General features: G+C 40.6%; 29 protein-coding genes. 20 read left to right on the plus strand and 9 right to left on the minus strand.

Going from position 1 to position 24,532, the window contains the following annotated elements; all coding sequences use genetic code 11:
• The first annotated feature begins 43 nt into the window (after window positions 1–43).
• The 5 genes from LCL91_RS00070 (at window position 44) to LCL91_RS00090 (ending at window position 4,506) form a co-directional block, all read left to right on the plus strand.
• Complete coding sequence (locus tag LCL91_RS00070; RefSeq protein ID WP_224878855.1) at window positions 44–334, plus strand: hypothetical protein; 291 nt, start codon at window positions 44–46, stop codon at window positions 332–334.
• Window positions 335–522: 188 nt separating this feature from the next.
• Window positions 523–888, plus strand: coding sequence for a hypothetical protein (locus LCL91_RS00075; protein WP_224878857.1), 366 nt, complete (start codon window positions 523–525; stop codon window positions 886–888).
• Between the two features lie 318 nt (window positions 889–1,206).
• A complete protein-coding gene (locus tag LCL91_RS00080; protein ID WP_425589643.1) occupies window positions 1,207–3,576 on the plus strand; it encodes an immune inhibitor A domain-containing protein in 2,370 nt (789 codons plus the stop codon).
• 136 nt (window positions 3,577–3,712) lie between these two features.
• Window positions 3,713–4,054: a MerR family transcriptional regulator gene (locus LCL91_RS00085; protein ID WP_224878861.1), complete on the plus strand. Its 342-nt coding sequence runs from the start codon at window positions 3,713–3,715 to the stop codon at window positions 4,052–4,054.
• Window positions 4,051–4,506, plus strand: a complete 456-nt coding sequence (locus LCL91_RS00090; RefSeq protein ID WP_224878863.1) for an SRPBCC family protein — start codon at window positions 4,051–4,053, stop codon at window positions 4,504–4,506. The genes LCL91_RS00085 and LCL91_RS00090 overlap by 4 nt, the downstream gene beginning before the upstream one ends.
• 24 nt (window positions 4,507–4,530) lie before the next feature.
• Here the strand turns inward: LCL91_RS00090 and LCL91_RS00095 are convergent, their stop codons facing one another.
• Window positions 4,531–5,394 carry a TetR/AcrR family transcriptional regulator gene (locus tag LCL91_RS00095; RefSeq protein WP_224878865.1) on the minus strand — a complete coding sequence of 288 codons (864 nt, stop codon included), beginning with the start codon at window positions 5,392–5,394 and terminating at the stop codon, window positions 4,531–4,533.
• 214 nt (window positions 5,395–5,608) lie between these two features.
• On the opposite strand from LCL91_RS00095, the gene LCL91_RS00100 reads away from it, so the two are divergent.
• Complete coding sequence (locus tag LCL91_RS00100) at window positions 5,609–7,120, plus strand: MDR family MFS transporter (protein WP_224878867.1); 1,512 nt, start codon at window positions 5,609–5,611, stop codon at window positions 7,118–7,120.
• Between the two features lie 38 nt (window positions 7,121–7,158).
• Here LCL91_RS00100 and LCL91_RS00105 read toward each other — a convergent pair whose 3' ends face one another.
• Window positions 7,159–7,734, minus strand: coding sequence for a CGNR zinc finger domain-containing protein (locus tag LCL91_RS00105; RefSeq protein ID WP_224878869.1), 576 nt, complete (start codon window positions 7,732–7,734; stop codon window positions 7,159–7,161).
• 112 nt (window positions 7,735–7,846) lie between these two features.
• Between LCL91_RS00105 and trxA the strand changes: the two genes are divergently transcribed.
• On the plus strand, window positions 7,847–8,161 hold the full coding sequence (gene trxA / locus LCL91_RS00110; RefSeq protein WP_224878871.1) for a thioredoxin: 315 nt from the start codon (window positions 7,847–7,849) through the stop codon (window positions 8,159–8,161).
• Between the two features lie 42 nt (window positions 8,162–8,203).
• On the opposite strand, the gene LCL91_RS00115 is transcribed toward trxA, so the two are convergent.
• Genes LCL91_RS00115 through LCL91_RS00125 form a run of 3 tightly spaced genes read right to left on the minus strand, consistent with a single transcriptional unit; the run spans window position 8,204 to window position 11,862 of the window.
• The gene (locus LCL91_RS00115) at window positions 8,204–9,346 is read right to left on the minus strand and encodes a Ger(x)C family spore germination protein (RefSeq protein ID WP_224878873.1); all 1,143 of its coding nucleotides are present in this window, start codon (window positions 9,344–9,346) and stop codon (window positions 8,204–8,206) included.
• On the minus strand, window positions 9,343–10,431 hold the full coding sequence (locus LCL91_RS00120; protein ID WP_224878875.1) for a GerAB/ArcD/ProY family transporter: 1,089 nt from the start codon (window positions 10,429–10,431) through the stop codon (window positions 9,343–9,345). Before LCL91_RS00120 ends, LCL91_RS00115 begins: the two co-directional genes overlap by 4 nt.
• On the minus strand, window positions 10,432–11,862 hold the full coding sequence (locus LCL91_RS00125; protein WP_224878877.1) for a spore germination protein: 1,431 nt from the start codon (window positions 11,860–11,862) through the stop codon (window positions 10,432–10,434). It abuts the gene before it with no gap.
• 173 nt (window positions 11,863–12,035) lie between these two features.
• Between LCL91_RS00125 and LCL91_RS00130 the strand changes: the two genes are divergently transcribed.
• The 3 genes from LCL91_RS00130 (at window position 12,036) to LCL91_RS00140 (ending at window position 14,504) form a co-directional block, all read left to right on the plus strand.
• The gene (locus tag LCL91_RS00130; RefSeq protein WP_224878879.1) at window positions 12,036–13,286 is read left to right on the plus strand and encodes an NAD(P)/FAD-dependent oxidoreductase; all 1,251 of its coding nucleotides are present in this window, start codon (window positions 12,036–12,038) and stop codon (window positions 13,284–13,286) included.
• A gap of 37 nt (window positions 13,287–13,323) precedes the next feature.
• Window positions 13,324–13,641, plus strand: coding sequence for a Rieske 2Fe-2S domain-containing protein (locus tag LCL91_RS00135; RefSeq protein ID WP_224878881.1), 318 nt, complete (start codon window positions 13,324–13,326; stop codon window positions 13,639–13,641).
• A gap of 71 nt (window positions 13,642–13,712) precedes the next feature.
• Window positions 13,713–14,504, plus strand: coding sequence for a uroporphyrinogen-III synthase (locus tag LCL91_RS00140; protein WP_224878883.1), 792 nt, complete (start codon window positions 13,713–13,715; stop codon window positions 14,502–14,504).
• Window positions 14,505–14,561: 57 nt separating this feature from the next.
• Here the strand turns inward: LCL91_RS00140 and LCL91_RS00145 are convergent, their stop codons facing one another.
• The 3 genes from LCL91_RS00145 to LCL91_RS00155 form a co-directional block, all read right to left on the minus strand.
• A complete protein-coding gene (locus tag LCL91_RS00145) occupies window positions 14,562–14,867 on the minus strand; it encodes a DUF3243 domain-containing protein (RefSeq protein ID WP_224878885.1) in 306 nt (101 codons plus the stop codon).
• A 47-nt stretch (window positions 14,868–14,914) separates the two neighbouring features.
• Window positions 14,915–15,097, minus strand: coding sequence for a YjzC family protein (locus LCL91_RS00150; protein ID WP_224878887.1), 183 nt, complete (start codon window positions 15,095–15,097; stop codon window positions 14,915–14,917).
• Window positions 15,098–15,391: 294 nt separating this feature from the next.
• Window positions 15,392–15,964, minus strand: coding sequence for a hypothetical protein (locus tag LCL91_RS00155; RefSeq protein WP_224878889.1), 573 nt, complete (start codon window positions 15,962–15,964; stop codon window positions 15,392–15,394).
• A 175-nt stretch (window positions 15,965–16,139) separates the two neighbouring features.
• Between LCL91_RS00155 and LCL91_RS00160 the strand changes: the two genes are divergently transcribed.
• From LCL91_RS00160 to LCL91_RS00185, 6 genes are read left to right on the plus strand one after another with little or no spacing between them, the layout of a single operon-like run.
• A complete protein-coding gene (locus tag LCL91_RS00160) occupies window positions 16,140–17,324 on the plus strand; it encodes a DUF418 domain-containing protein (protein WP_224878891.1) in 1,185 nt (394 codons plus the stop codon).
• A gap of 12 nt (window positions 17,325–17,336) precedes the next feature.
• Window positions 17,337–17,834 (plus strand): PH domain-containing protein, encoded by a 498-nt coding sequence (locus LCL91_RS00165; RefSeq protein ID WP_224878893.1) that lies wholly within the window; start codon window positions 17,337–17,339, stop codon window positions 17,832–17,834.
• The gene (locus tag LCL91_RS00170; protein ID WP_224878895.1) at window positions 17,834–19,312 is read left to right on the plus strand and encodes a PH domain-containing protein; all 1,479 of its coding nucleotides are present in this window, start codon (window positions 17,834–17,836) and stop codon (window positions 19,310–19,312) included. The genes LCL91_RS00165 and LCL91_RS00170 overlap by 1 nt, the downstream gene beginning before the upstream one ends.
• 44 nt (window positions 19,313–19,356) lie before the next feature.
• Window positions 19,357–20,049, plus strand: coding sequence for an ABC transporter permease (locus tag LCL91_RS00175; protein WP_224878897.1), 693 nt, complete (start codon window positions 19,357–19,359; stop codon window positions 20,047–20,049).
• Window positions 20,049–20,966: an ABC transporter ATP-binding protein gene (locus LCL91_RS00180; protein WP_224878899.1), complete on the plus strand. Its 918-nt coding sequence runs from the start codon at window positions 20,049–20,051 to the stop codon at window positions 20,964–20,966. Before LCL91_RS00175 ends, LCL91_RS00180 begins: the two co-directional genes overlap by 1 nt.
• 21 nt (window positions 20,967–20,987) lie before the next feature.
• On the plus strand, window positions 20,988–21,713 hold the full coding sequence (locus tag LCL91_RS00185) for an SRPBCC family protein (RefSeq protein ID WP_224878901.1): 726 nt from the start codon (window positions 20,988–20,990) through the stop codon (window positions 21,711–21,713).
• 154 nt (window positions 21,714–21,867) lie between these two features.
• Here the strand turns inward: LCL91_RS00185 and LCL91_RS00190 are convergent, their stop codons facing one another.
• Entirely contained in the window at window positions 21,868–22,209 is a 342-nt protein-coding gene (locus LCL91_RS00190; protein WP_224878903.1) for a DUF192 domain-containing protein, read from the minus strand.
• A 327-nt stretch (window positions 22,210–22,536) separates the two neighbouring features.
• Between LCL91_RS00190 and LCL91_RS00195 the strand changes: the two genes are divergently transcribed.
• The 4 genes from LCL91_RS00195 to LCL91_RS00210 are packed head-to-tail and all read left to right on the plus strand — an operon-like array spanning window position 22,537 to window position 24,531.
• Complete coding sequence (locus LCL91_RS00195) at window positions 22,537–22,707, plus strand: Flp family type IVb pilin (protein WP_224878905.1); 171 nt, start codon at window positions 22,537–22,539, stop codon at window positions 22,705–22,707.
• Window positions 22,708–22,763: 56 nt separating this feature from the next.
• Window positions 22,764–23,264: an A24 family peptidase gene (locus LCL91_RS00200; protein ID WP_224878907.1), complete on the plus strand. Its 501-nt coding sequence runs from the start codon at window positions 22,764–22,766 to the stop codon at window positions 23,262–23,264.
• The gene (locus LCL91_RS00205) at window positions 23,261–23,635 is read left to right on the plus strand and encodes a TadE/TadG family type IV pilus assembly protein (RefSeq protein WP_224878909.1); all 375 of its coding nucleotides are present in this window, start codon (window positions 23,261–23,263) and stop codon (window positions 23,633–23,635) included. Before LCL91_RS00200 ends, LCL91_RS00205 begins: the two co-directional genes overlap by 4 nt.
• Window positions 23,635–24,531, plus strand: a complete 897-nt coding sequence (locus LCL91_RS00210; protein WP_224878911.1) for a TadE/TadG family type IV pilus assembly protein — start codon at window positions 23,635–23,637, stop codon at window positions 24,529–24,531. Before LCL91_RS00205 ends, LCL91_RS00210 begins: the two co-directional genes overlap by 1 nt.
• Window position 24,532 lies beyond the last annotated feature (1 nt).

Consider the following 24,532-nt stretch of genomic DNA (forward strand, 5'->3'; position numbering starts at 1 on the left):
CAAGTTAATAGAGACACGCGTTACACCAAAGGAGAGAAACAGGATGACGAAAACACCTACATCAATTAATGGAAGTAGCACATTTATTTCAATTGTATCGATAGCGGCAGGCTTTCTTGCGGCAATTATAGCTGGAAGCTTCCTATCTGGAGCCATTGAACTTACTACGATCGAAATCTTTCCGATCTTTTTCCCTATACTTATCTGCGCGGTCGGCATTGTTCTTGGAGTGATCGCCTATCGCTTATCGAAAAGAAAACTAGCTGTAGCCGGAATTGTTGTAAATGCGGTTGTTCTGTTATTACCATTAACAATTATTGTCGTGGAATGGTGATTGGAGAGAGAGGGATTTCTATCCTCTATCTACAAACTTGAAATACTTATGAGAAAACCCACCAAAGCGTCAATTGGTGGATTTTTGGTTGTAGAGGGGTCAGGCTCGTGCCTGACCCCTTTGTAACTTTTATTAGAATGATCTCGTCTAGTAACGAAAGGTCGTATCAATGGAAGGAGAAAGACTCCATGAAACTTGTGAAAACCTTGTTCATTCTATTGGTTGCCGCTTTACTAACTGGCTGTGGAAATATGGTAGAGAAGGGCGCTAACTCATTAAGTCAAAATTCGGAGCAAACGAGTCGAGAAACAGAAGCCGAGAGTGATTTTTCTCCCCAGATTAAGATAATCGCAAACGATGAGAAAATCATAGAAATGCTGAAGGAGTCAGGCGAGATCCCGAAGAATGCTAGTGCTGCAGAAATCCAAGAGGTGTTAGAAGAATATTTGAAGAAAAAAGCCAAATCTGCAGAGATCGATGATAAATCAAGTGAAAAATATATCGAGGATTTGAAAAAGGAAATTCAGAAAGATCTTCATGGAGAAACCAATTAATATTCCCCCATAATAAACAAAAAAACAAGGCGCAGCGATTTTCGTTGAGCCTTGTTTTTTTGAGTTTAATGTGTCGAAGCGTTATCGCAAAAAAAATAATATTAGTGACATAGTTCGATACTTTAGAACTATGACTTTTGGTTGGTGATTGTCATTTTTCTAGTAAAATACGTTTATTTTAGCAGTAATTGCCGAAGATTGTGACTTTTGAATCATTCAAATTTTTCAGATAAAGGGATATAGTGAGATCATTGTAAAGTTATTGTAAAAAACATTTTTAGGGGGAATGAGAAATTGAAGGGGAAAAACGTATTGTCAATGGCAATGATCGCCGCGTTAACGCTAAGTGCATTTTCAACACCTAGCGCAAGCGCAGCGGTCCAAGCTGACACAACTCCAGTCAAACAAGAGGTGAAGAAAGAATCAGTACATAAGGAAGGACCATTTGATCTCGCGATTGCAAATGAAGAGAAATTGATTGAGATGCTGAAAGAATCCGGTAAAATCTCAAAGAATGCCTCAGCAGAGGATGCCGAACAAGCATTACAAAGTTTTCTAAAAAAGAAATCAGAATCGCTTCAAGAAAAAGATTCTAGCGGTGAGTTAGAAGATGAAAAGCTTGAAGTTGAAGCTGATATTAAAGAAAAATTAAAGAATGGCAACAAAGATAAAGCGAAAGGGAACTATAGTAACGGCGGTAAAAACCTTGCCCCGGTCGTTGAGGAAGAATATGACGGAGACGTTCGATCGGATAACGTCCTTGTTCTTCTCGTTGAATTTCCAGACTTTCCTCATAACAGTATCCAGCCGGAAGAATCTGATATGTACTACGAGGATTATGTGAAAGAACATTACCAAGATATGATCTTCGGTGAAGACGGATATGAAGGGCCTAATGGCGAAAATCTCGTTTCCATGAAGCAATTCTATGAAGAGCAAACCGATGGTGCTTATACCGTGAATGGTGAAGTTGCTGGTTGGTACATGGCATCTAAAAACGCTGCTGAATACGGTGGGAACTACCCTACTGTTGAAGATAGTGATAAGAACGCACGTGGACTTGTGAAGGAAGCTCTTACGGCAGCTGCTCAAGATCCAAATGTGAATCTTGAAGACTATGATCAGGAAGATCGTTATGACCTCGATGGCGACGGAGATTTCCGTGAGCCGGACGGTTTGGTGGACCACTTAATGGTTGTTCACTCGGCTGTTGGGGAAGAAGCAGGCGGAGGTCAACTTGGACCTGACGCAATCTGGTCTCACCGTTGGAATCTTGGAGGAATATTCCCAATCGAAGGATCTCCAGAACCGGAAGTCGATTACTGGGGTGAAGGTTCCATGTATGCGTACGACTACACAATCGAGCCTGCTGATGGCGCTGCTGGAGTATTTGCGCATGAGTATGGTCACGATCTAGGATTACCTGATGAGTACGATACACAGTATTCAGGTGAAGGAGAAGCCGTCTCTTACTGGTCGATTATGGCTAGCGGTAGCTGGGCAGGTAAGATCCCAGGAACGGAACCAACTGGTTTTAGTGCATGGTCGAAGGAGTTTCTACAAGCTTCTCAAGATGGAAACTGGTTGAAGTATGACGAAGTAGATTTAGAGGACATTGATAAAAAAGGTTTAGAAGTTTACCTTGATCAGGCAAATACGAAAGGGACCAACCTTGATGCGCTTCGTATTAACCTGCCAGATAAAGAAACGGTCATTAACGAACCATTCAGTGGAGATTATGAGTATTTCAGTGGAAGTGACAATGATCTCGACAACTCAGCTGTGATGAATGTCGATCTCTCAAATGCTGCTTCTGCAGAGCTAACGTTCAAAACATGGTATGACATTGAAGAAGACTGGGATTATGGTTCGATTCAAGTGAGTGAAGATGGAGAGAATTGGAGTACAATCCCTGGTAACATTACAACACAAACGAACCCGCACGATAGTAATCCAGGTGATGGCATTACGGGTAAATCAGATGGATGGATTGATGCGTCATTTGGCTTAAGTGCTTATGCTGGTAAAGATATTCAGGTGAAAATCAATTACTGGACGGATGCTGCGGCAATTAACCCTGGTTTCTATGTGGATGATGTTCGCGTAACGGCGGATGGCGAAGAAATTTTCTTTGATGATGCAGAAGGCGAACCGAAAGTGGAGCTTGATGGCTTTACAAAGAATACAGGGGTAAAAGTTTCCGAGCATTATTACCTGCTTGAGTGGAGAAACCATCAGGGTGTTGATGAAGGACTGGGTCACATTAGTCGTGGTGACAGTCTCATGTCTTACGATCCAGGTCTAGTGGTGTGGTATGCTGATAATAAGTATTCCGATAACTGGACTGGTTTCCATCCTGGGGAAGGTTTCCTTGGCGTAGTCGATGCCGATCAGCATGAACTTTACTGGAGTGATGGAACTGTAGCGCAAACGCGTTATCAAATCCATGATGCAGCGTTCAGTCTCCGTAAAGATGAAAAAATGTTCATTGACTACAGTAATATTAATGGACGCACGATGACAGATAAGAAAAATCAATTCGTTAAGTTCTTTAACGATCATGAAAGCTATTTGAATGAAGCGGTACCGGATGCAGGAAGAAATGTTCCTGAATATGGCCTTCAATTTAAAGTAACTGGTGAAGCAACAGATCGTTCTGTTGGGCGCGTATCGATTACAAAAAAATAAGATAAGCAAAAAGGGGACGCTAATTAGGAGCGTTCCCTTTTTTGTTTGATACGACTGACTTTTTTTGAAGAAAGTAGTAACGTAAGGTTGACCGGGTGGTGCACCCAATCGTTTAACATGAAGGTAGGAGGTAATGATGTACAAAATCGGTGAGTTTGCTGCGTTAACGGGTTTGAGCAAGGAAACGCTTCGCTATTATGCAGAAGTAAATTTGTTAGAGCCAGCCTATATGGATCCGATTAATAAGTATCGCTATTATGATGATGGTAGTTATTTTCTAGCGCTTTTATTAGGGAAGCTTCGGCGCTTTGGATTCACCATACAAGAAATGAAAGCTGTGATGGAAGATGAGTCATTTGCTCATTTAGAAGATCTTTTGCGTGATAAAAAAGCGAACATCGAAAATAAGATCAATGAACTACACCTTCAAGTAACAGAGATTGATGAGTTTCTTAGGTCAGGGAGGGATAACGAATGATACAGTGGCAGGAAGAAAAGGTAATCGAAGCACCGATCGAAACGGTTTGGGAATTATTTAAAGACGAGCATATTAAAGTGATTATGCCTAAGGTTGAAGAGCATGTGTTAATTGAAAAAGAAGAGCATGAAGTAGGGGCTAGGCATCGCCAAACGTATCGTGAAGGAAAAAGATTAGAAACGTATACGGTTGAAACGCTTGCTTATGAAGATAACGAAACGCTTAAAGTGAAACGGATATGCTTTGTTTTAGGAAAGGCGTTTGAAATCACACTTGGCTTTACACTCCAAAAATTGGGTGAAAACCAAACGAAATTCATTTATGAGGGACAAAATAAAGGCGTGAATTTTGTAGGGAGAGCCATGCTGAAGTTAAGTCGACCGAAGGATCAAATGAACGTTGTTCAGGAGTTTATGGACCGAGTGGAAACTGAAGCAAAGAAAAGGGCTTAGACATTTCTGAGCCCTTTTTCTATTTTACTTAAAATAGTTGCTAATTAACTCATCAAGTTGATTAACAGTTGTTTGGTCAAGTTTCGGATCATCTCTGAGCGAACAAAGAACGCTCTCGATAAGAAACTTACGAGATTTCTTGGAATGGAGAAGCTCGTCCTTTACAAAATCTAATCGTTCAATTGCTTCATTATTTGATTCTGATAGATTAGCTTTTAATAAACGAATGGTACTAACGAGGTTAGAGTGAAACAATTGGTTACCCTCGGGAAACCAGTCGTCCATCTGCTCTGGCTTGTTTAGTTGTTGATTTGCGATTGAAGCATCTTCCACGATCGTAACCATCCGATCCACGCTGTATTCCACGACTGGATAAATATCTGCACTTGCTCCATTTGCGATCGAATAATACTTGACATTATGGTGAAGGATCCCCAAAAACATGATCGCCCCATCTAATAAGTACGGTTGTTTTTCTTCGCCAAATAGCTCAAGAAACCGGTTGTAAACCCATCGAAGCATTCGTTTCTGACCTTCTCGTAGGAAATGTTTTAAGTCTTCATCGTTTGAAACAAACACTTCCTCAAACAGGGTAATGAGTTTGTTTTTTTTATTTGTATTCATTTGGAATTCAATTTGTTTCTTAAAAATGGTAAGGTCTGATGGGTCCTGACCGATAAGCAGTTCATCCCGCTTTCGCTCCATCGATTCATAAAGTGCTTTAAACAGCGCGATTAACAGTTCGTTTTTGGACGAAAAGTAGTTGTAAAACGTTCCTTTTGAAATACCGCTAAACTCTAAAATGTCCTGGATGGAAGTAGACTGAAAGCCTCTTTCAATGAAAAGCTGATGCGCCATCTTAATAACGTGCTGTTTGCGATCGTTCATCGTATCACCTTTTGCTTCGTTATAGTATTAAGTCATTATCATTACCTTTATACTGCCGGTATAAACCTGATCATACCTTACTTTTATTATTGAAACAAATCCTTTTAAATTGGGAAGAAATAATGATTGCAAAAGTTGAACTCATGGTATATGATATGAGAGATTTGAACCGATGGTATAAATAATTGAACTAAAGGTATATGGGGGTATAAAGATGAGTCAATCAGGTAAAGAGACGCCTCGTCCAAAGTACGGTATTCTTGCGATTTTAATTATAGGCGCGTTTATCGCATTTCTGAATAATACGCTGCTTAATATTGCACTACCGTCGATTATGGCGGATTTACAAATTGAAACCGCGACGGTGCAGTGGCTTACGACAGGCTTTATGCTTGTGAACGGAATCATGATTCCAGCTACGGCCTTTTTAATTGAAAAATATTCAGTGCGCCGCCTCTTTCTTGTGGCGATCGGACTATTTACGCTTGGTACAGTGATTGCCGGAATGGCGGAGATTTTCCCTGTCCTACTTGGAGGGAGAATGTTACAGGCTTCAGGATCGGCCATTATGATGCCGCTCTTAATGAACGTGATGCTTGTTAGCTTTCCGATTGAAAAAAGGGGAGCGGCGATGGGTGTTTTCGGACTCATTCTAATGGCTGCGCCAGCGATTGGTCCAACGCTATCTGGGTGGATTATCGAACAATATGATTGGAGAATGTTGTTCCACTTTGTTACGCCAATTGCGATTTCAATCTTCTTGCTTGGGTTCTTCTTATTAAAAGATAAGAAAGAAAAGGTAAACATTCGACTCGATTTGTTTTCACTTCTTTTATCAAGCGCGGGGTTTGGTGGTATTCTATACGGCTTTAGTTCTGCAGGGAATAAAGGATGGGATAGTCCACAAGTGTATTTAACTATCGGGATCGGGGTTATCTCACTGACAACTTTCATTATTCGTCAGTCGAAACAAGAGCGACCGATGCTAAACTTTACGATCTTTAAATATCCCATGTTTGCTCTTTCTTCTTCCATTACGATGGTTGTGAACATGGCAATGTTTTCAGGAATGCTTTTGCTTCCGATTTACGTACAAACAATTCGAGGCATTTCACCGCTTGATGCCGGTTTAATGATGCTGCCAGGAGCACTCGTGATGGCCTTTATGTCACCGATTACGGGTCGTTTATTTGATAAAATTGGCGGGCGTATTCTTGCAACAACTGGTCTTGCAATTACAGTTGTGACGACGTACCTGTTTAGTACACTGTCGATGGAAACCACGTATAACTACATTATGATTCTTCATGCCATACGCATGTTCGGGATGTCGATGGTGATGATGCCAGTATCAACGAACGGGTTAAATCAACTGCCAGCTCGGTTTTATCCGCACGGTACCGCAATGAACAATACGTTAAACCAGGTAGCTGGTGCGATTGGAACAGCGCTTCTCGTAACCATTATGTCCAACCGAACGGAGTCTGCTGCAACCGATCTTGCGAAGGAAGCGGTAGCGGGTGGGGTTGATCCAGCTACGCTTCAACAGCAAATTATGATGCAGGCGATGCTTGAAGGTATTAACTTTGCGTTCTTTATCGCTACCTTTATCGCAGGTTTAGCGTTTGTACTTGCTTTCTTCATTAAGCGAGCGGGACGTGAAGAAGAAGTGAAGAAGCCGATTGTACCGGAGTCGAAGCCTGTTGATCTTGTCACAAATGCATAGCGAAAAAAGGATGAAGCCAGTGATGGCCTCATCCTTTTTTATGTGTTTTTAGACGTTTTCGTTTTCGTATAATAGTGCTTCTTGGCCTTCTTTCGATTTCCGCAAACTTCCATTGAACACCATTTGCGTTTTCCTTTTTGATCGATAAAAAAAGCAAGACAATCATCATTTTCGCATGCTTTTACTTTGTTCAATAAACCAGCACCTTCAAATTGGAGCACTTGAAATGCCATAATGGCTAGTAATCCCTGTGTCCCACCTTTACTTGGAAGTGGAGTTAGGTTCTTTTTCTCAAGTAGAAAAGAAAGGGGCGCTGCTTTGGTCGCGTTCGTAAGTAGATGGATGAAACTATCGTGAGATTTATTTGAAGCGAAATGGTCTCGACATTCATCGCGGAATTGGCGGAGATCGTCTAATTGAATCGGCGCCTGTTTGATTTGTTCTATTTGACTTGCCGTTAATAAGCCGTTTTCTTCCATTAGGGTTAACCACTGAGTAGCATTCTCTTTTTCTGTTAAAAGATCGATCGGGTTGTGATTCTGCATTTTTAAAGTGTTCATTAAATTAATGAAAAGGTAATCAGAAAAATGAGAGAAGCTTGTTTTTTGGATCATCTAGAAACACACCTTTTACTATATCGTTGACATAAATTATAACATAATGTAGTATTCTAACCACTAAATTAGTTTTTAGTGGTTATAAAAATAAGTATAGAGGAGAGATAACATGGCCGTACAAAATGTAACGGATCAAACATTTGAACAAGAAACGAAAGAAGGTCTTGTGTTAGCTGATTTAGGAGCACCGTGGTGTGGCCCTTGTAAGATGATTGCACCCGTTCTTGATGAATTGGATGAGGAAACGGGAAATGATCTGAAAATTGTTCAGCTTGACGTGGATTCTAATCCGGAAACCGCAAGAAAATATGATGTAATGAGTATTCCAACGTTGCTTTTCTTTAAAGACGGTGAGCTTGTTGAGAATGCAGTTGGTTTTCGAACAAAAGAAGAATTAGCAGGTATTGCGAAAAAACACGGTTAATCGATGTAAGGAAGCGTTGCTTAAGCAACGCTTCCTTTTTAGCTAATTGATATCCTGTGTCCCATAGCCTGTTAAAGTGAAATCGACATCAATCGTTACTGGCAATTGAGAAAAAATACGTTCCCAATCTTTATGATGCTTTTGCCAATAGGCGGGCTGTTTAATGCTTGTCCACGTACCAAACTCAAGGTAATCGAGCTTTTGCTCCTGGGCGATGGAGATGACATGTTCCATCTCTTCTTTAACGACTTGTTCGCCTTGTTTTTTTAGCTCTTTTTCCCATCCTTCTTGAAAAACATCTCGCTTGATTTCCCAGTCTTCTGCAAGTCTCAGAGAGCTTTTCACTTTTAACTGAATGGTCAGCTGTCCCTCTTTTAACACGGGTTCGATGGACGTACTTGCTTTCATAATCTCAAGCACAGCTTGATCCGCCTCAGAATTTTCCTTTTTAATCGCTACTAAACCGCCGCTTACTTCATTCGTGATCCATTTTAATCCGGCAATTTCTTCAGGAGTGAGCCAACCAACGATCTGCTCCGATTTATCCGAAATGATCCCAGCACCAAGGAGTCGAATACGTCCTTTGTTGATTCCAACTTCCGGGATAACAAAGCTTGCGCCTTCAGTAATTTTTTTCGACACTTCTCCAAATTTAAGCGTATCTTGCACATATAAACTTCGATCATGGTTTTGCGTGAGCTCCTTTAACTGAACGGCTGGGAACATTTCTTTTGTCGGTTCAACCGCAAGGATGTCGGCAGAAGATTCTTTTGTAATAAAAACGGCCACTGTTCTCCTAAATTCATGATCTCGTAGGAAGAAGCTAATTAACTGCTTTAAAGGCTCTTCTTTTAATAGCCTTTCCGTAAGCACCATGGATTTTAAGTGCGTATAGTTTGGCGGACGATCGGTTTCAAGGGAGTTTTCACGGATGATTTGGAAGAAGTTGCTGCCAGTTAATGTGATGTTTTGATAAGGATCCCCTCCTGAACTTCCAAACTGTGTCCCTTCAATGTTGTTTGGAACAACGTACTGGTTAGTCATGGAAAAGACGTCTTCCTCTGATTCGTTGTAATCGAGTCCAATTCCCATGATCATCCCTAAATCCTCGATTTCATTGCTATCCCAACACGCAGTAAGGAAGAGAAGTTGTAGAGAAAAGAAAATAAGCACGCCTTTCTTCACTTCATCGCCCCCTTTCTGAATGAAAAGAGAAATAGCAATAGAGGAATGGCGATTAAAGAAGCATATGATAAATAGTTTAAATAGGTGCCATATGAAAACAGCTCTGTAATGCCTGATGGTACCAGCGAGAGCGTGAGGATGAGCAACCCGATGATGGCATTCATCAGTAGCGATTTTTTACAGTTAACGGTTTTACAAACGCCAAGCATCGCAGAATAATAATAGGCGGTTAGGGTGGTGAAGATCGTAATAATCCATCCAAATAAAAAGAGAAGCTCAAATCTTTCAAAGAAAAACCCCTGGAATTCGATGGCTTTCGCCATTTCGATCGTTGGGAATGTGATCACCTTTAACTCTTCAATACTGAGAACACCAATGTTTAGTATGAAGAACAGCACGTAAATAAAGCATACACTGCCGATGCTGATGCCTAGAATAAAGACAACTGGTTTCCAGCGTGTAAGGCGATATTGTCCTGATAGCACCATCAGAAGCTCATATCCTACGAACGAGAAAAAGGTGGAATTGACTCCTCTTAGCAGGTCAATTCCATCCATATATAGGATCGGTCGTAAGTGAGTCGGTTCAATATTTTTAATGCTAAGTAAGGTTAAGAGGAGGAACGTTAACAAAATAAGTGGAAAGTACAGTTGTAAAAAGAGCAGGATGTTTGAAAGCCCTGTTGACACGAGATACATACAAGAGAGTACAAGAACAAGCAAAACAACGAATTTGGGTGTTTTATCAAGTAAGTAGTAATTCACAATTTCAGCCATTGTTCGAATGATGTAGGCGGAAATCGCAATCGTGTAGCAAACGAAAATCAGATTGAGCAGCTTTCCAATCCATTTTCCTACTAATTCTGGCGCGATATCAAAAACGGTTTTCAACGGATATTTCTTCATTAACATAAAGAGAAATAGCGCGTTAATGAAGGCGACGATCCCTCCAAGAATCACACTAATCCACATATTGGGCTGTCCAACAATCGTAGCTGTTTCACGCGGTAACGTGACGATTCCAACACCAATGATCGTTGAAATAAAAAAGATAATGATGGGAAGAGAGTGCTGGTTGGTTTGCAATTATATCCCCGTCCTTTTTCCCACACGGTAATAGAGCCGTATAAAGGAGTCTTTCCATCGTTTGAAATGAATGGGTGCAAATGGTTCCATATAAGGGTTCGAGAAGCTTCTCAGTTTAATAAGATGTGTCGTGACAATAAAGATGGCGATTAGCATGCCATAGACGCCAAGAATGGATGCAGAAAATAAGAAGAAAAAGCGAATCGTTCTGAGCGCAAGACTTAGCTGGTAATTTGGTATAGCAAAAGAACAGATTGCTGTAAATGAAATCACCATGACCATCATAGGACTAACAATTCCTGAGCTTACGGCAGTTTCGCCGATAACAATGGCCCCGACGATGCTTACTGTTGAACCAATCGGTTTAGGGAGTCGTACCCCAGCCTCACGTAGAATTTCAATGGTAAGTTCCATAATAAAGGCCTCAATCACGGAAGGGAACGGAACGCCCTCCCTCGTCTTTGAGAGAGAAACCGCAAGACTTGTTGGAATAAGTCCATGGTGAAACGAAATGAGTGAAATATAAGCCGCAGGCAAGAGAACTGAGATCAGGGCGGTGAAATAGCTCAATAACCGAATGAGAGAGGCTGGAATCCATTTAAAATAATAGTCGTCAGGTGTTTGCAGAAGCATGTTCAGTGTTGTGGGTGCAATTAATACCGTGGGAGAGCCATCTGTCATTAGAGCTACGCGTCCTTCAAGTAGCGCATTGGCCACTTTCGTTGGATGCTGAGTCGAGGCTAACTCAGGAAAAACAGAGAGAGGATTGCGTTCAATTAGCTGCTCAAGCACTCCTGCATCTGTAATATAATCTACCTCAATTTGAGTGATTCGCTCTCTCACTTCGTTAATTAATGTCTCGCTCGCTTTTCCTTGTAAGTATGTGATTGAAATCGACGTTACTACATCTTTCCCAACAAAATGCTGTTCAAACAAAAGATCGCTCGTTTTCAAATGAGCTCGCAATAATGCTTTATTATCCTGAATGCATTCGATAAACCCATCTCGTGGCCCACTAATCGTCGGTTCATTCACCGGTTCATCCGGTGATCTCTTGACGGAATATGTCGTTTTTACAGAGTAAACGTGATCCTCAGTAGTATCCCGTGCAATAAGGACTGTGCATCCATCCATCAGGTGTCTTGAAATCGTACTGTGATCGCTAATATTATTCACCGCTGCCATTGGAATAAGGTCGGGAATATCGGTTGGGATAATCTTCGTGTCTTCACTTGAAATCGTTAGTAGCGGACTAAGGATGGTTTTTTGAATAACCATGCGATCAGAAATGTCATCGAGATACAAGAGTGTAAGCGTAAGACCGTTGAGTTGAATCGTCTTCTGTTTTAAGTCTTCACTGTTATGAAACTCAAGCTTAATTTGTTCCTCTAGTAACGTAGGAGAAGAACGTCCGAATCGTCTTCTTTTCATATCAACATCACTCCGAAAATGATCTCTCTTTATCATTTGCTGAAATCATAAAACTATCCAAATGGTGTCCTTTCTTTCAAAACCCTGTTAGGATATATGACCAATTTGTTATTTTCAATTTTCAAACATGGTACGATTTTGCATATTATATCGTCCAGAAAGAAGGGGATTCTGTGAAACGCCTTGTCGTAATCGGAAATGGACTTGCTGGCATTCAGTTTCTTGAACGCTTGCTTTCGATGAAGTCTTCTCGATTTGAAATAACGATTATTGGAAAGGAGCCTGCATATAAGCGATATTTACTTTCGCGGATTCTACAACAAGATGTTGCTGTTGAAAAAGCAGAATTAGAAGATGAAGATTGGTACAAACAACGAGGGATTCGACTCATAGAAAATGAAACAGCGGTAATGATAGATCCACTCAGTCGACATGTGAAAACAGATAGGGGACGGAAGATCGCCTATGACACGCTTGTCCTTGCAACAGGTGCTAATCCGCACGTTCTTCCAGTGAAAGGAGCTGGAAAGAACGGCGTTATGACATTCCGTTCTATGAAGGATTGTAAAACCTTAATGGATGCTTCTAAATGTTACCGAAAAGCAGCTGTACTTGGTGCGGGTGTTCTAGGCTTGGAAACAGCGATGGGTCTTGTTCAACAAGGGATTGATACGACAGTTGTTCATCATCAACCGAATGTGATGAATCGACAGCTTGACCGACTTGCCTCTGAAATGCTACAAGAAGATTTAGAAAAATTAGGTGTAAAATTTGCTTTATGTAAACGAACAAAAGAAATTAACGGTGACTCTTGTGCACAATCGCTCACTTTTTCTGATGGGACTTTTCTTGAAGCCGATCTTGTTGTAATGGCTGTTGGTGTAAAGTCAAATGTAGAGTTAGCAAAAAAGAGTGGATTGGAAGTTCATCGTGGCATCCTTGTAGATGACTATATGCAAACAAGTGATCCTTCTATTTATGCGATAGGTGAATGTGCAGAGCATCGTGACGTTACGTACGGTGTGATTGATCCAATTCTTGATCAAGCGGAACATTTAGCAGGTACGATTGCAGGGTGTCCGAAACCATACCGTGGTTCCATCCCTTCAACTACTTTAAATATTTCAGGTATCAGCTTGTTTTCTGCAGGTCAAGTGCTTGAAACGGAGGATACGAGAACGTACCAATGGATTGATCCCATTCGTCACGTCTACAAAAAAATTGTGACCTTACATGGTCATGTGATCGGGGCGATTCTTTACGGAGATACTTCAGAAGCTGTCACTATAGCAAAACTCGTTAGTCGTTTAGCGCCGGTTTCTGACATTCCATCTAATCAACTTTTTCCTGAAGAAAGGAAACGAAAAACCAATTTAACGCTTGTTCCGAGAAGTGATCAAGTCAGTCGAACAGCGCAAAGCTAGTGAAAAGACAATAATAGGTTTTAGGAGGATCAATACGATGCCGGTTCAAGCTGTCAAAATCAATGTCGGAAGGACGCGTGATCACATTCCTGGTTTTGGACGTTCAGTTGATTTACTCCAGCTATCCATTGCGATTTTTTGTCTGCCGGATGGCACGTTTCGAGCACTTCATAACCGTTGTCCGAAGGGCGGGGCCATTGTGAATGGAGAAATGTCGGGGCGATTTATTACGTGCCTTGACCATCAGTGTTGCATAGACCTCTTTACGGGGAGTCTTCAATCCGCTCTTAACAGCAAGGTCGAAACATTTCCAGTTGAAGTAGAGGATGGGTTTATTTATGTCACATTAGAATAGCGTTTAGTTGAACAAATGGATATGGTGCTGTACCCTCTATTTAAGATGAGGCTTAAGGAGATGGTAGAGGGATGGGACTTAAGAATAAAAGGATTGCCGTAACGGGTGGGCGAAAGGGAGAAGAAATCCGCACCCTTATCGAAAAACAGGGGGGAAGAGCGTTCATTCGCCCCGCGCAGGGAACCGTTTTTACGAATGAAGCGCATGTTGTTGAATCGATACAAGCTATTATTGAAAGTCCTCCGCAATTATTGATTTTCACTACAGGAATGGGCGAAAAGAGAATGGCTGAGCTTGCGGAAGCAAACGGTCTAGGGAAGCCTTATGAGCAGCTACTTCGAACAGTTCCAATTGCCGTTCGAGGTACGAAAACCTTCCAGCATTTTAAGCAAAAAGGCATTACACCAGGAACAGTAGCGGATCGTGGGACGATGAATCAACTCGAGCATTCGCTTACGATTGAAAATCAATCCATTGCGCTACAAATGCATGGTGAGAATGTGCCAACGTTTATTAAAACGCTTGAACAAGCAAATAATGAGGTTCGAACCATATATCCGTACGAACACACCCCTCCTGAAGAAGCGGTGGTCGAACAATTGGTTGAGGAGATCGAAAGTGGGCTACTTGATGCGGTGGCGTTTACAAGCGCCATCCAGGTACGGTATTTTTTTGACTATGTTGAAAATAAGAACAAGAAAAACGTGATCCTGTCTCTTTTCAATGATCAGATACTTCCTGTAGCGGTGGGTGAAGTGACGGAAGACCAGTTGAAAGAGCGCGGAGTTAAGCACGTCTTAACACCAACCACACCACGTATGGGCGCGATGGTGATGGCCATGGCCAAGTATTATCAGGAATAAAAAAATAAACAAAAAAGCCGTCTTCCCAATTTAAGGAGGACGGCTTTTTGTATGGAGTTAGTTTGTTTGATCGGCGAGCTTCACGAGTACGTGAGACATATGCTGACGTTCTTCCTCGTTTGCTACGTTCCATAGTTCATTTAATACTTTTTCTTCACGGTTACGTGGTTCTTCATGCTTCGCTAGATAGTCTGCAACGCGCTTAGCGCCTTTTGACAATCCTTCTTCGCCAAGACCGAGTTTTTCGCCTTTGTGTACCTGATCCCCGAGGTAATCTTTAAATGATTTGAAGTTGTTCATGATGTCATCTTTCTTATCCTCACTCATATGTGCTGCTGCTTGTTTTGGATCTTTCTCTGCCATTTTCATTCATCTCCTTTAGTTAGGTTTATTTACTTGCTTTTACGAAATTAAGCTTTTTTCCAATAAGCCGATTCTTTGCTGGATCGAAGGGGAGGAAAGGTTTCTCCGCTTTGAAGGCTAATGTGCTTTTCATCTTCTGTTGGATTGCTATTGTTTCCATTTGTTAAACCATCAAACTCATACTTGCCGTTTTCTGGAGCCTTTTCACCTGTTTTGTAACGATCTGCCATTTCACTCATCTCCTTTGTTTGTTAAGTACATAGGGTATGTAACCGGAAATGAGAGGCATTAAACCCAATAAATGGTTTGTTAGCACATTGGATGTGCTGTTAGGGTTTGGGGTGTTTAAGGAGTTGGAATTTCAATATTAAAGGAGGAGAGTGCTAAAGCGCTCTCCTCCTTCGCAAGCAATAGGCTGACAATAGGTCTAAATAGGAGATTTAATGTCTTAAAATGAATTGCTTTTCATTTTTCGTTTTCACATCCAATTTAATTCGAATCATCGTCCATCGCCTTCTTTGTTGTTAGATTGTTTGTTCATTTTCCTCAACCGCGTTGACAGCGTACTTTAAGGCAGAGGCGATAAGGATCAATATCATTCCGCCTATTAAGGTATCGATATAATTTAATGTTGAGTAATCAATCGTAGCGTTCGAGATTTTTAGCAAGTCTAGTGTTCTAGATGTGATTTGTTCATCGATGTATGTTGATGCAGTACCTAGGATGATTGTTACGATGCCGAGCCTCCAAATGATCGATACGTTTTGATATAGAAAAAGGCTTTTCAAGTAAATGTTTTTTAATAACTTCCTCATCAACCAAAAAAACAGCATCAAAAAGAGTAGGTTAGTAATCATTGAAATAAACGATAAGGTTAAAAAAGATTTCTCATCATAGAGATCAGGATGATTTTGGAACGTCAGTTGAATATAGCTGAAGATTGGTTCATAAGGACGGAAAGATTTTGCAAGTGCACTATCAGAAAACCAAATTAGTGAGACGTGTTCTAGTGTCGTAATAACAAATAATAAAGCCATGATATAAAACAGGATCAAGCAAACTTTCGATAAAAGATTAAACCCAAATTTCCATTTCATTCGTAAACCCCTTTCCAATCGTGTTGTATGATTAACATTATTTTACTACATAATGCCGATATTTCGATACTTTTTTATTGAAAAACAATAATTTTATATTGTATAAAGCAATTTTTCCTGATATCTTAATTATTAGGAAATATTGGGATTTGTGATGAAAGTAGGAGGTTACAGTATGGTGGGCGGGGATAGAAACGGTTTGGTAGATGCACTACGAGGCTGGAGTTTATTTGGGATTTTAATTGCAAATCTTTTAATCTTTCAGTATGGTATTTTCGGGAAAGATGAGATTTCTTTTTTTGGGTTATCATCTTTGGATTATAGTGGATATGTAGCGATTAAAATTTTTATCGAAAACTCATTTATGCCTATATTTACGTTTTTATTTGGGTATTCATTGATTTTGATGAGAAATCGTTTGAAAGAAAAAAAGCGTCGTGTAAAATGGCATTTTTTTCGAAGATTCCTCATCTTGATCTTATTTGGTGTTCTGCATTCGATCTACCTTTGGGAGGGAGACATTTTACTTCTTTATGGCGTAATGGGCATGCTCCTTCTGTTCTTTGTTAATCGAAAGCGAAAAACAATCCTCGTTTGGTGTGTGGTCTTGTTTTTATTTGTGACCCTTATTAGTTTCTTAGGTGGAGAAGAAAAGGAGCTCATAAGTGAAGAAAAAATCGATGTTTATCTGAAAGATACGATGAAGATTTACGGATCAGGCTCTTATGAAATGATCAAACATCACCGTAATAATGTGGATCCGATGGAAATGAGTGAGGGCGAAGCGTTTTTCGTTGTCTTATTTATGCCTTTTCTTATCCTTCCAATGATGCTTCTTGGAATGTACGCTGCGCATGTTGGCTGGCTTTATCCAAACAAGGTTAAGTTTTTTCAATACATATCGATCATTTGCCTCCCGCTTGGTCTCTTCTTGAAAGCAACCCTGTATCTATCAAAAGAAATCCATTGGTTGCCAGATATGGGTTTAATAGGTGGGAGTGTACTAGCAATCGGCTATATCGGAATGTTTAGCTATTTTTACAGCAAATTGAATGGCCACCTCTTTCAGGGATTTGAAAATTTAGGGAAGCTCTCGTTAACAAACTATATGCTTCAAACGGTCGTATGTACTTCCGTTTTCTATGGCTATGGATTCGGTTTGTTTAGAAAGATGGGCGTTATTCTTTCCATTCTATTTGGAATTGGACTTTTCACTCTTCAAGTTGTAGGCAGTACGTTTTTCTTGAAACGGTTTAGACAGGGACCGCTTGAAAAAGTGATGCGGACGTTTGTTTACTTAGAAAATCCTTTTCAAAGCAGGAAAAAACGTCAATTAAAAGATGAAATGAAAGTTAGTTAGAGGAGTGGCAGTATGGCAACAGAAATTAGTAATCCAAATCTGACATTGTCAAAGGATGTTGTGAAAGTATGGACGATTAATGAACTCATTGGAAACGCTATCGGCTTTCTTGTACTAGGTACTCTTTTTTACCTGGACCATCGTTTTTTATGGTGGGAATGGGTCGGATGGCTTCTACTTGTCGTAACGGTGGTTTCCATCATAACGGCCATTTGGGATATTTTCTTTCATCCAAAACTGAAATACAAGCACTGGCGATATGAAATAGACGAGGAGTATTTGAAACTGCGACATGGAGCCATCAATGAACAACATCAGCTTGTGCCGATGAGCAAAATTCAATCCGTTGCGACAAAACAGGGTCCGATTCTAAGACGCTATCAGCTCTATGCAATAAGCATTGAAACGATGGGCTCCTCCCATCTCATTCCTGCCTTAGTGAAAGAAGAAGCGTTTCAATTACGTGATACTATTGCACGTTACGCTAAGGTAAAAGAGGAGGGGGAATGATGGGGTATAGCAGATATTCTCTCTGGATCATTGGATTTGATAGTTGGAAGCTCGGAAAGAGTGCGATCTTCTTTCTCGTATACTTTTTCCTTATTAAGAGAGGGTCAGAATCCTTTTTCTTTGTATATGGCCGTCCAGCTCTGCTTCTTCTACTTGGAATTTCGGTCATACGCATTGTTTTAAAATGGTTCACCAATACGTACAGTCTCGATAATGAAGCCTTTCATCTAAAGAGAGGGATCTTTACCAAATCCAAACGAACCGTTCCATTTAACAAAATTGAAAATACAAATGAACATACGTCTTTCTTTCATCGCTTAACTGGGACAACCTCCATTGTTTTTGAAACAGGAATGAAGGGGGATGAAGCAGCGGTCGAATTTGACATTGTTTCTCGCACTCAGGCAAATGAACTTAAGGAACGTGTAGCTACAAATAAGGATACGGAAGAAGCGGATGAAACAGTAGAAGTAACGGAGCACAAGGAACAGGAACGGCAGGTTCATTTTAGAGCTAAAAAAAAGGATCTCTTAAAAGCTTCGTTCACTTCTTTAAGCTTTCTCTTTCTGATTCCTTTGCTTGCTAGTTTTTATTTTAAATTAGATGACATTTTTGGAGTGGAAGAAGATGCGGAGGGATTGGTTGCCTTCCTATTACAGTCGGGCTGGATTATGGTGACGATCATCTTTCTTGTGATCCTCGTTTCAATTGGGTTTGGGATTAGTCGAACGTTCCTAAAATACGGAGGTTTTGAGATTGCATCAGATTCTGATCGGATCTACATACAAAAAGGAGTGCTGGATGCTACGAAGTTTTCGATTTCTAAGCATCGCGTTCAGGCGATTGAAATTCATCAAACGATGCTGAAGCGCATATTAGGTCTTGCCGAGGTCAAGCTAATGAGCGTTGGGGAAGCGCGGTCTGATGAAGAAAAGCTTGAAAGTAATTCCCTGTACCCCTTTTTACCTGTTCATCAAGCATATGAGATGATAGAAGCGATTTTACCATCCTATCACGTAACAAAGGAGATGGATCGGCTGCCACGTGCTTCCTTGTTCATTCGACTAATGAAACCAAGCTTTATATGGATCATTGGAACTGGGGTGCTCTGGTATTTTAAGCCCGATGTTTTCGCTATTCCATGGTGGACTCTTTCAGTAATAATCCTTCTGATTGTAAGTGTGATCCGGTATTTGGATTACAAGCATACAAAATACACATTGAATGCGTCTTTTGTTCAATTTAAAACTGGAGGGTTATCCACCTCCTTGTTTGTAACAAAACGAAGCAAAGTAATAGAAATCAGCATAAAACGCGGCTTTGTCCAAAAGTGGTTCGGAGTGGCTTCCGTTGGTATCGTGAACCGTTCAAAACCTGTTCATCATTCAGGAATAGAAGATGTTCCACGCGAACTCGCGGGATCCTTTTATCAATGGTATCAAGGTAGAGGGAAGGAAGTTGAACGAATAGGAAGATAGAAAGTACTTTTATGCAAAGATAACGAAAAGAAAAGGAGTTTCGTATGTTAGCCATTGGTTTAAGAGAGTTCCAAAATCTATTTAAAAGCATTCGGTCGATTATTATTATTCTATTTATTTTTAGCGTAACGTTAGGAATCGCAAAGTTAATTAACAACTATAAAGAAGTTCTCAGCGAGGTTGGTGGTTTAGAAGGGGATATTTATATGGGTGGTTTACTATTACTTATCATAGGTGCAGGACCTTTGTTTGTTACTAGTCTTTCTCACAACGCCATTAACCAGGAAGTGCATTCGAGAACGATTCGCTTTCTTGCTACTAAGGTTTCTAGAGAGAAGATCGTTCTTGGTAAATTCCTTGGCATAGCTATGTATTGGATGGTGTGTATTTTAGTTGCTTCGCTATTAATCCTTCCTTTCACAAAAGGGTTTTATTTCCATCAGTTTATGGAAGCACTTATTTTTATCCTTTATTTTGTAGGACTTGCTATCTTTCTTTCAACCTTGATTACGAAGCCTGGGATGACCATGTTCCTCGGAAGCGTTCTCGCTATCCTTTTGCCTATCATTGGCTTATGGAGTCTTTGGTCAGAAAACCTCATCATTGATTTAGTAAGCTATTTAACGCCGTATTATTATTATAGTGTAGGTGAACATATCTACACGTACGTTGTGTTGATCTTCCCAATACTGTTCGTACTAGGAAGTCTATTACTGATTAGAAAGAAGGATTTTTAATGTATGCCATTGAAACAGAAGGCTTAACAAAAATATATGCCAACAAGAAAGTAGTCAATGAGATTAATCTAAAAGTAGCACAAGGTAGCGTATTTGGGTTTCTAGGGAAAAACGGAGCGGGTAAATCGACGTTTATTAATATGCTAGCGGGGTTAATTCAGCCGAGTTCAGGATCGTTTAAGATTTTAGGAGAGCAAACTCATCAGAGACAAAAAATGGGCGTTCTACCAGACTACTCAACGTTCTATGATGATTTAACAGCTTTCCAACACCTCAAGTACTTTAGTAGACTTTTGAATGTAAAACTACCAAAATCGGAAATTCTTAACCTTTTACAACGAGTAGAATTAGAAGAAGCAGCGCACGTAAAGGCAAAGAAATTTTCGTTTGGTATGAAAAAGAAGCTGGGAATTGCACAAGCTTTAATCAATGAACCAGATATCCTCTTTCTTGATGAACCTACATCAGGAGTGGATGCGAACGCAGTATTAACCATTCATCGCTTAATTCAAGACATTTCTAAGGAAGGAACAACCATCTTCTTAACCTCTCATAATTTAGATGAAGTTGAGAAGATGTGCGATGATATTGCGATCATGAACCAGGGTGTTATTACAGCTAAGGGAAGTATGCAGCAATTGAGAGCTAAGTATCAAAATAAATTGATCGTGTTTATCAAGCATTCGCGTTTGAACGAAAAACAAATGAGTTCACTAAGACCACAATTAGAAGAACTAGCTAATAAGGTGGAATGGAATCAGGAATTAACGACTGTCACGGTAGATGGTGAATGGCTCATTCCAGAAATTAATCGAAGCTTTTTGCATGCGAATGTGGATGTGTTTCGAATAGAGGTGGATGAACCATCACTCGAAGAAATCTTTATAAAAATAGGTGAAAACCAACGTTCAGCCTGACTGGATAGGGAGAAGACGAAGATGAAAGAATTAATTGCCTATCGTTTTACAGAGTTTATTGATGCACCAATTGCCCTCGTTTACGAATGCTTACATAAAGACGAGCATGTTCTAATTTGGAATACAATGATTGTCGAGCATATTTATGAAGGGCGAGAGGATGAAATGGGAGCAGGTTCTCGCTTTAAATCAAAGCAAAGAATTGGTAAGAAAGCGTACACGTTTGAGACGGAAGTGCTTGTTCACGAGCCTCCGCATAGGATCGCTATGAAAACGACAACGAAAGAGGGAATAAATTTCACACGGTATGAGCTGATTGAACGTGATGGAGGAACACAATTGTCGATCGAAGCAAGCTTGATACCTAAAAACGTTGTGTATTTTCTAGCAGGGAAGCTGACGTTTTGGATGAGTAAATTTGTCTTTGATGAGCAATACTTAGCGTTTATTGAATACGTCTACAATCAGCAATCCAATAAGCATCAAGGACTTGAAGTCATCTACCATGAAAAACAGACAGATCAAGCGTTTCTCGCTATTGCTTATCTAAATGGAGATCATTTATGGGATGTTTACTTTAGCGTAGAGGACAAAGAGTTGTGCGAGAGATTATTTGCAAAGGGCTATGACGGAGGTGGTGATTCAGACATTTATCTTTTTGAAGCGATTCACTATGTTGATGCGGAAGAAAAATTCACTAAATGGATTGAGGACGTTTACTTGCCGTTAACTAGTAAAAAAAGTTGAGAAGATCGATTTTTTCTCTTCGATCATCATGAAAGAAAAGCTAAGAACATGATCATACTTACGTAAAAAGGTTTCGTGAGCTCGTCCTATACCTTTTTACAGCATTAAAAGCGGCAGCGTCCCCACATAAGGACACTGCCGCTTATTTGTTTTCTTAAATATTCAGATAGTCTCCTACTTTCATCTCATACCGTTCAATCGCTCCTGCAGGCAATTCGAGAGTTGCATTAGCACCTTTGACAGGAAGGACAATTCTCCAGGGCTTAAGGTTAGGAACAACTTTAACGACCTCGTTTCGTTCATTTAGAAAAACAACATCGATCGAAAAGAACATAAAACACATATGGATGGCGTTACAAGGTGTGATCAGAAGGGCTTCATCATGAAGAGGTCGTGTTCGGAACATTAGCCCTTTTAGTCGTTTTCCAAACGTATTTGCTTTGCTGATCGTAAGCGGAAGTGTTCGATATAGTGCGCTTTTGTTAGTTGGTATCATGACAATTCTCCTAATGAATGACGTTTATTATACTATATATCAAGCGGTTTTTAACCTCAATAGTGAATATAGACCTAAATAATTTGTAAAAAAAAGAGAAAAAAGGACTAGACAAATTCGCTATAACGAATTATTATGAAGTTAAGGTTGTTCTATAAAAAGAACAAAATGATTTTAATCGAACACTATACTGAACAACATGTGAGAATCATAGTGTTTGAAAGGAGATGAAGCAAAGATCTCAGGTCCATTTAAGAACAGTTGATAACTTGGTAGTTATGATTTCATTCATACATTTAAAAAACAAAATCCTAAGGGGGAAAAATGATGTTGAAAAAAATGGAGCAGTTTGTAAGAGAAGAAGAAGGACAAGGTATGGCGGAGTATGGATTGATTTTGGCGGGGGTAGCAGTTGTGGCTATTGTTGGGATTAAAGCATTAGGCGTACAAATTGACTCACTTGTTGATAGTGTAACTAGCGCATTTAAAGGTGAATAAAACCCTGGCCCCACTTACCCAAGTGGGGCCAAATTTAAAAACAAAGAGGGACTGCGATGGTATACAGTATCCTGGGGATCGTCTTATTGATTTCATTTATAACAGACGTACGCAATCGACGCATATTAAATGTTGTGACGTTTCCTGCGATGGGAATTGGCTTAGTTTATTATACGATCACGCTCGGTTTGAAAGGCTTTCTATTTAGCGGGGCTGGGCTGCTTGTTGGTTTCGCACTTCTTCTCATTCCGTATTTGTTAGGGGGAATGGGGGCTGGTGATGTGAAGTTGCTTGCAGCGGTTGGGGCGTTAACGGGCACTTCTTTCGTTCTTCATTCCTTTTTTTATACGGCTCTTATAGGTGGCGTTATCGGCCTTTTTCTTATTTTAAAAAGAATGTCTTTATGGAAGTATGTAACGTCACCGACATATGCGGTGTCTACCCTAATGACGATGAAGGGATTTACGATTAACAAAGAAAGCAAGCTCACCTTTCCATATGGTGTTGCGATTACGTTTGGAACGCTCTGCGCGGCTTTTTTAGGAGGGGTGGTATGAGGTCAGAAAAAGGGCAATCGATGGTTGAATTTGCGCTTGTCCTCCCGATTTTAGTCATGCTGTTGTTCGGCATTATTGATTTTGGACGTATTTTCCACACTTACCTGGCGATTGACCATGCGAGCCGTGAAGCTGCGAGAACAGCGAGCATTGGAGAAAATGATGCCGCGATTGTTTCGACGGCAGTTGCTAGTGCATCAAGCATTCATCTGACTGCGGGTCAGGTTGCGATCTCACCAGGTGGAACCAAATCTTCTGGAAGCGACGTGACCGTAACGATTACGTACCCAATCAGCTTCCTCACGCCTGTCGTTTCAAATTTAACTGGACCGATCACACTGTCTAGTTCAACTGTAATGAGGATGGAATGATGAAGAAATTACGGGCTTTATTAATGAACGAAAAAGGCAACGTAGCCGTGATGCTCGCGCTTAGTTTAACTGTACTACTTGGTGTGACAGCAATGGTTGTCGATGTTGGAAGACTTTATCACGAAAAACGAATGTTACAAAATGCGATGGATGCAGCAGCGCTTTCCGGGGCTCAAGGGTTAGTATCGAGTGAGGTAAGTGCTGCTTCAATTGCAAAAGACCTTGCGAGCAAAAACGCGTTTCCCGTTTCAAGTGGTGATCTTACCATCACTAATAAGTCGATCAAAGTATCACGAGAATCGACAGTACCAATGACCTTTGCCCGTGTTTTTGGAATTCAGGAAGCGTCGGTCCAGGCAGTCGCAAAGGCTGAAATAGGATTGCTTAAATCAGCTAAGCGCGTTACACCGATTGCGATTGAGTATACGGCGATCCCAAACGAAACTGAGTTAAAGTGTGAGAATACCGGCAAGCATCATGGGAACTGCGGCTACCTTGATATCGAGAGTAACGGCGCGAGCGGGCTAGCTGACAATATTATCAATGGGACAGAAATTGAGGTAGGGACGTCTGTTCAAACAGACCCCGGACAAAAGTGGGGACCTGTTATGGGTGCAATCGAAACGTTAATCAATCAGGATGCAGGAAAGTCGAAATGTCAGCAGGCATCAACTGCCGATTACTCGTGTGCCCGTGTCATCATTATCCCGCTTATTGACTCCTGGGATGACGCAAATGGGAAATCATCCGTCAAAGTCGTTGGTTTAGCTGCTTACTGGATTAATCGGTTAGATGAACCAAAACGAATTGTTGGAGAATTTAAAGATATCGTAACGAGTGGCGAGATTGGCAGTACAGGTCCTGGGAACTTATACGGTGTCAAACTGGTGGAATAGA

It is taken from the genome of Guptibacillus hwajinpoensis (assembly GCF_020171785.1).
In the GTDB taxonomy this organism is placed as follows: domain Bacteria; phylum Bacillota; class Bacilli; order Bacillales; family Guptibacillaceae; genus Guptibacillus; species Guptibacillus sedimenti.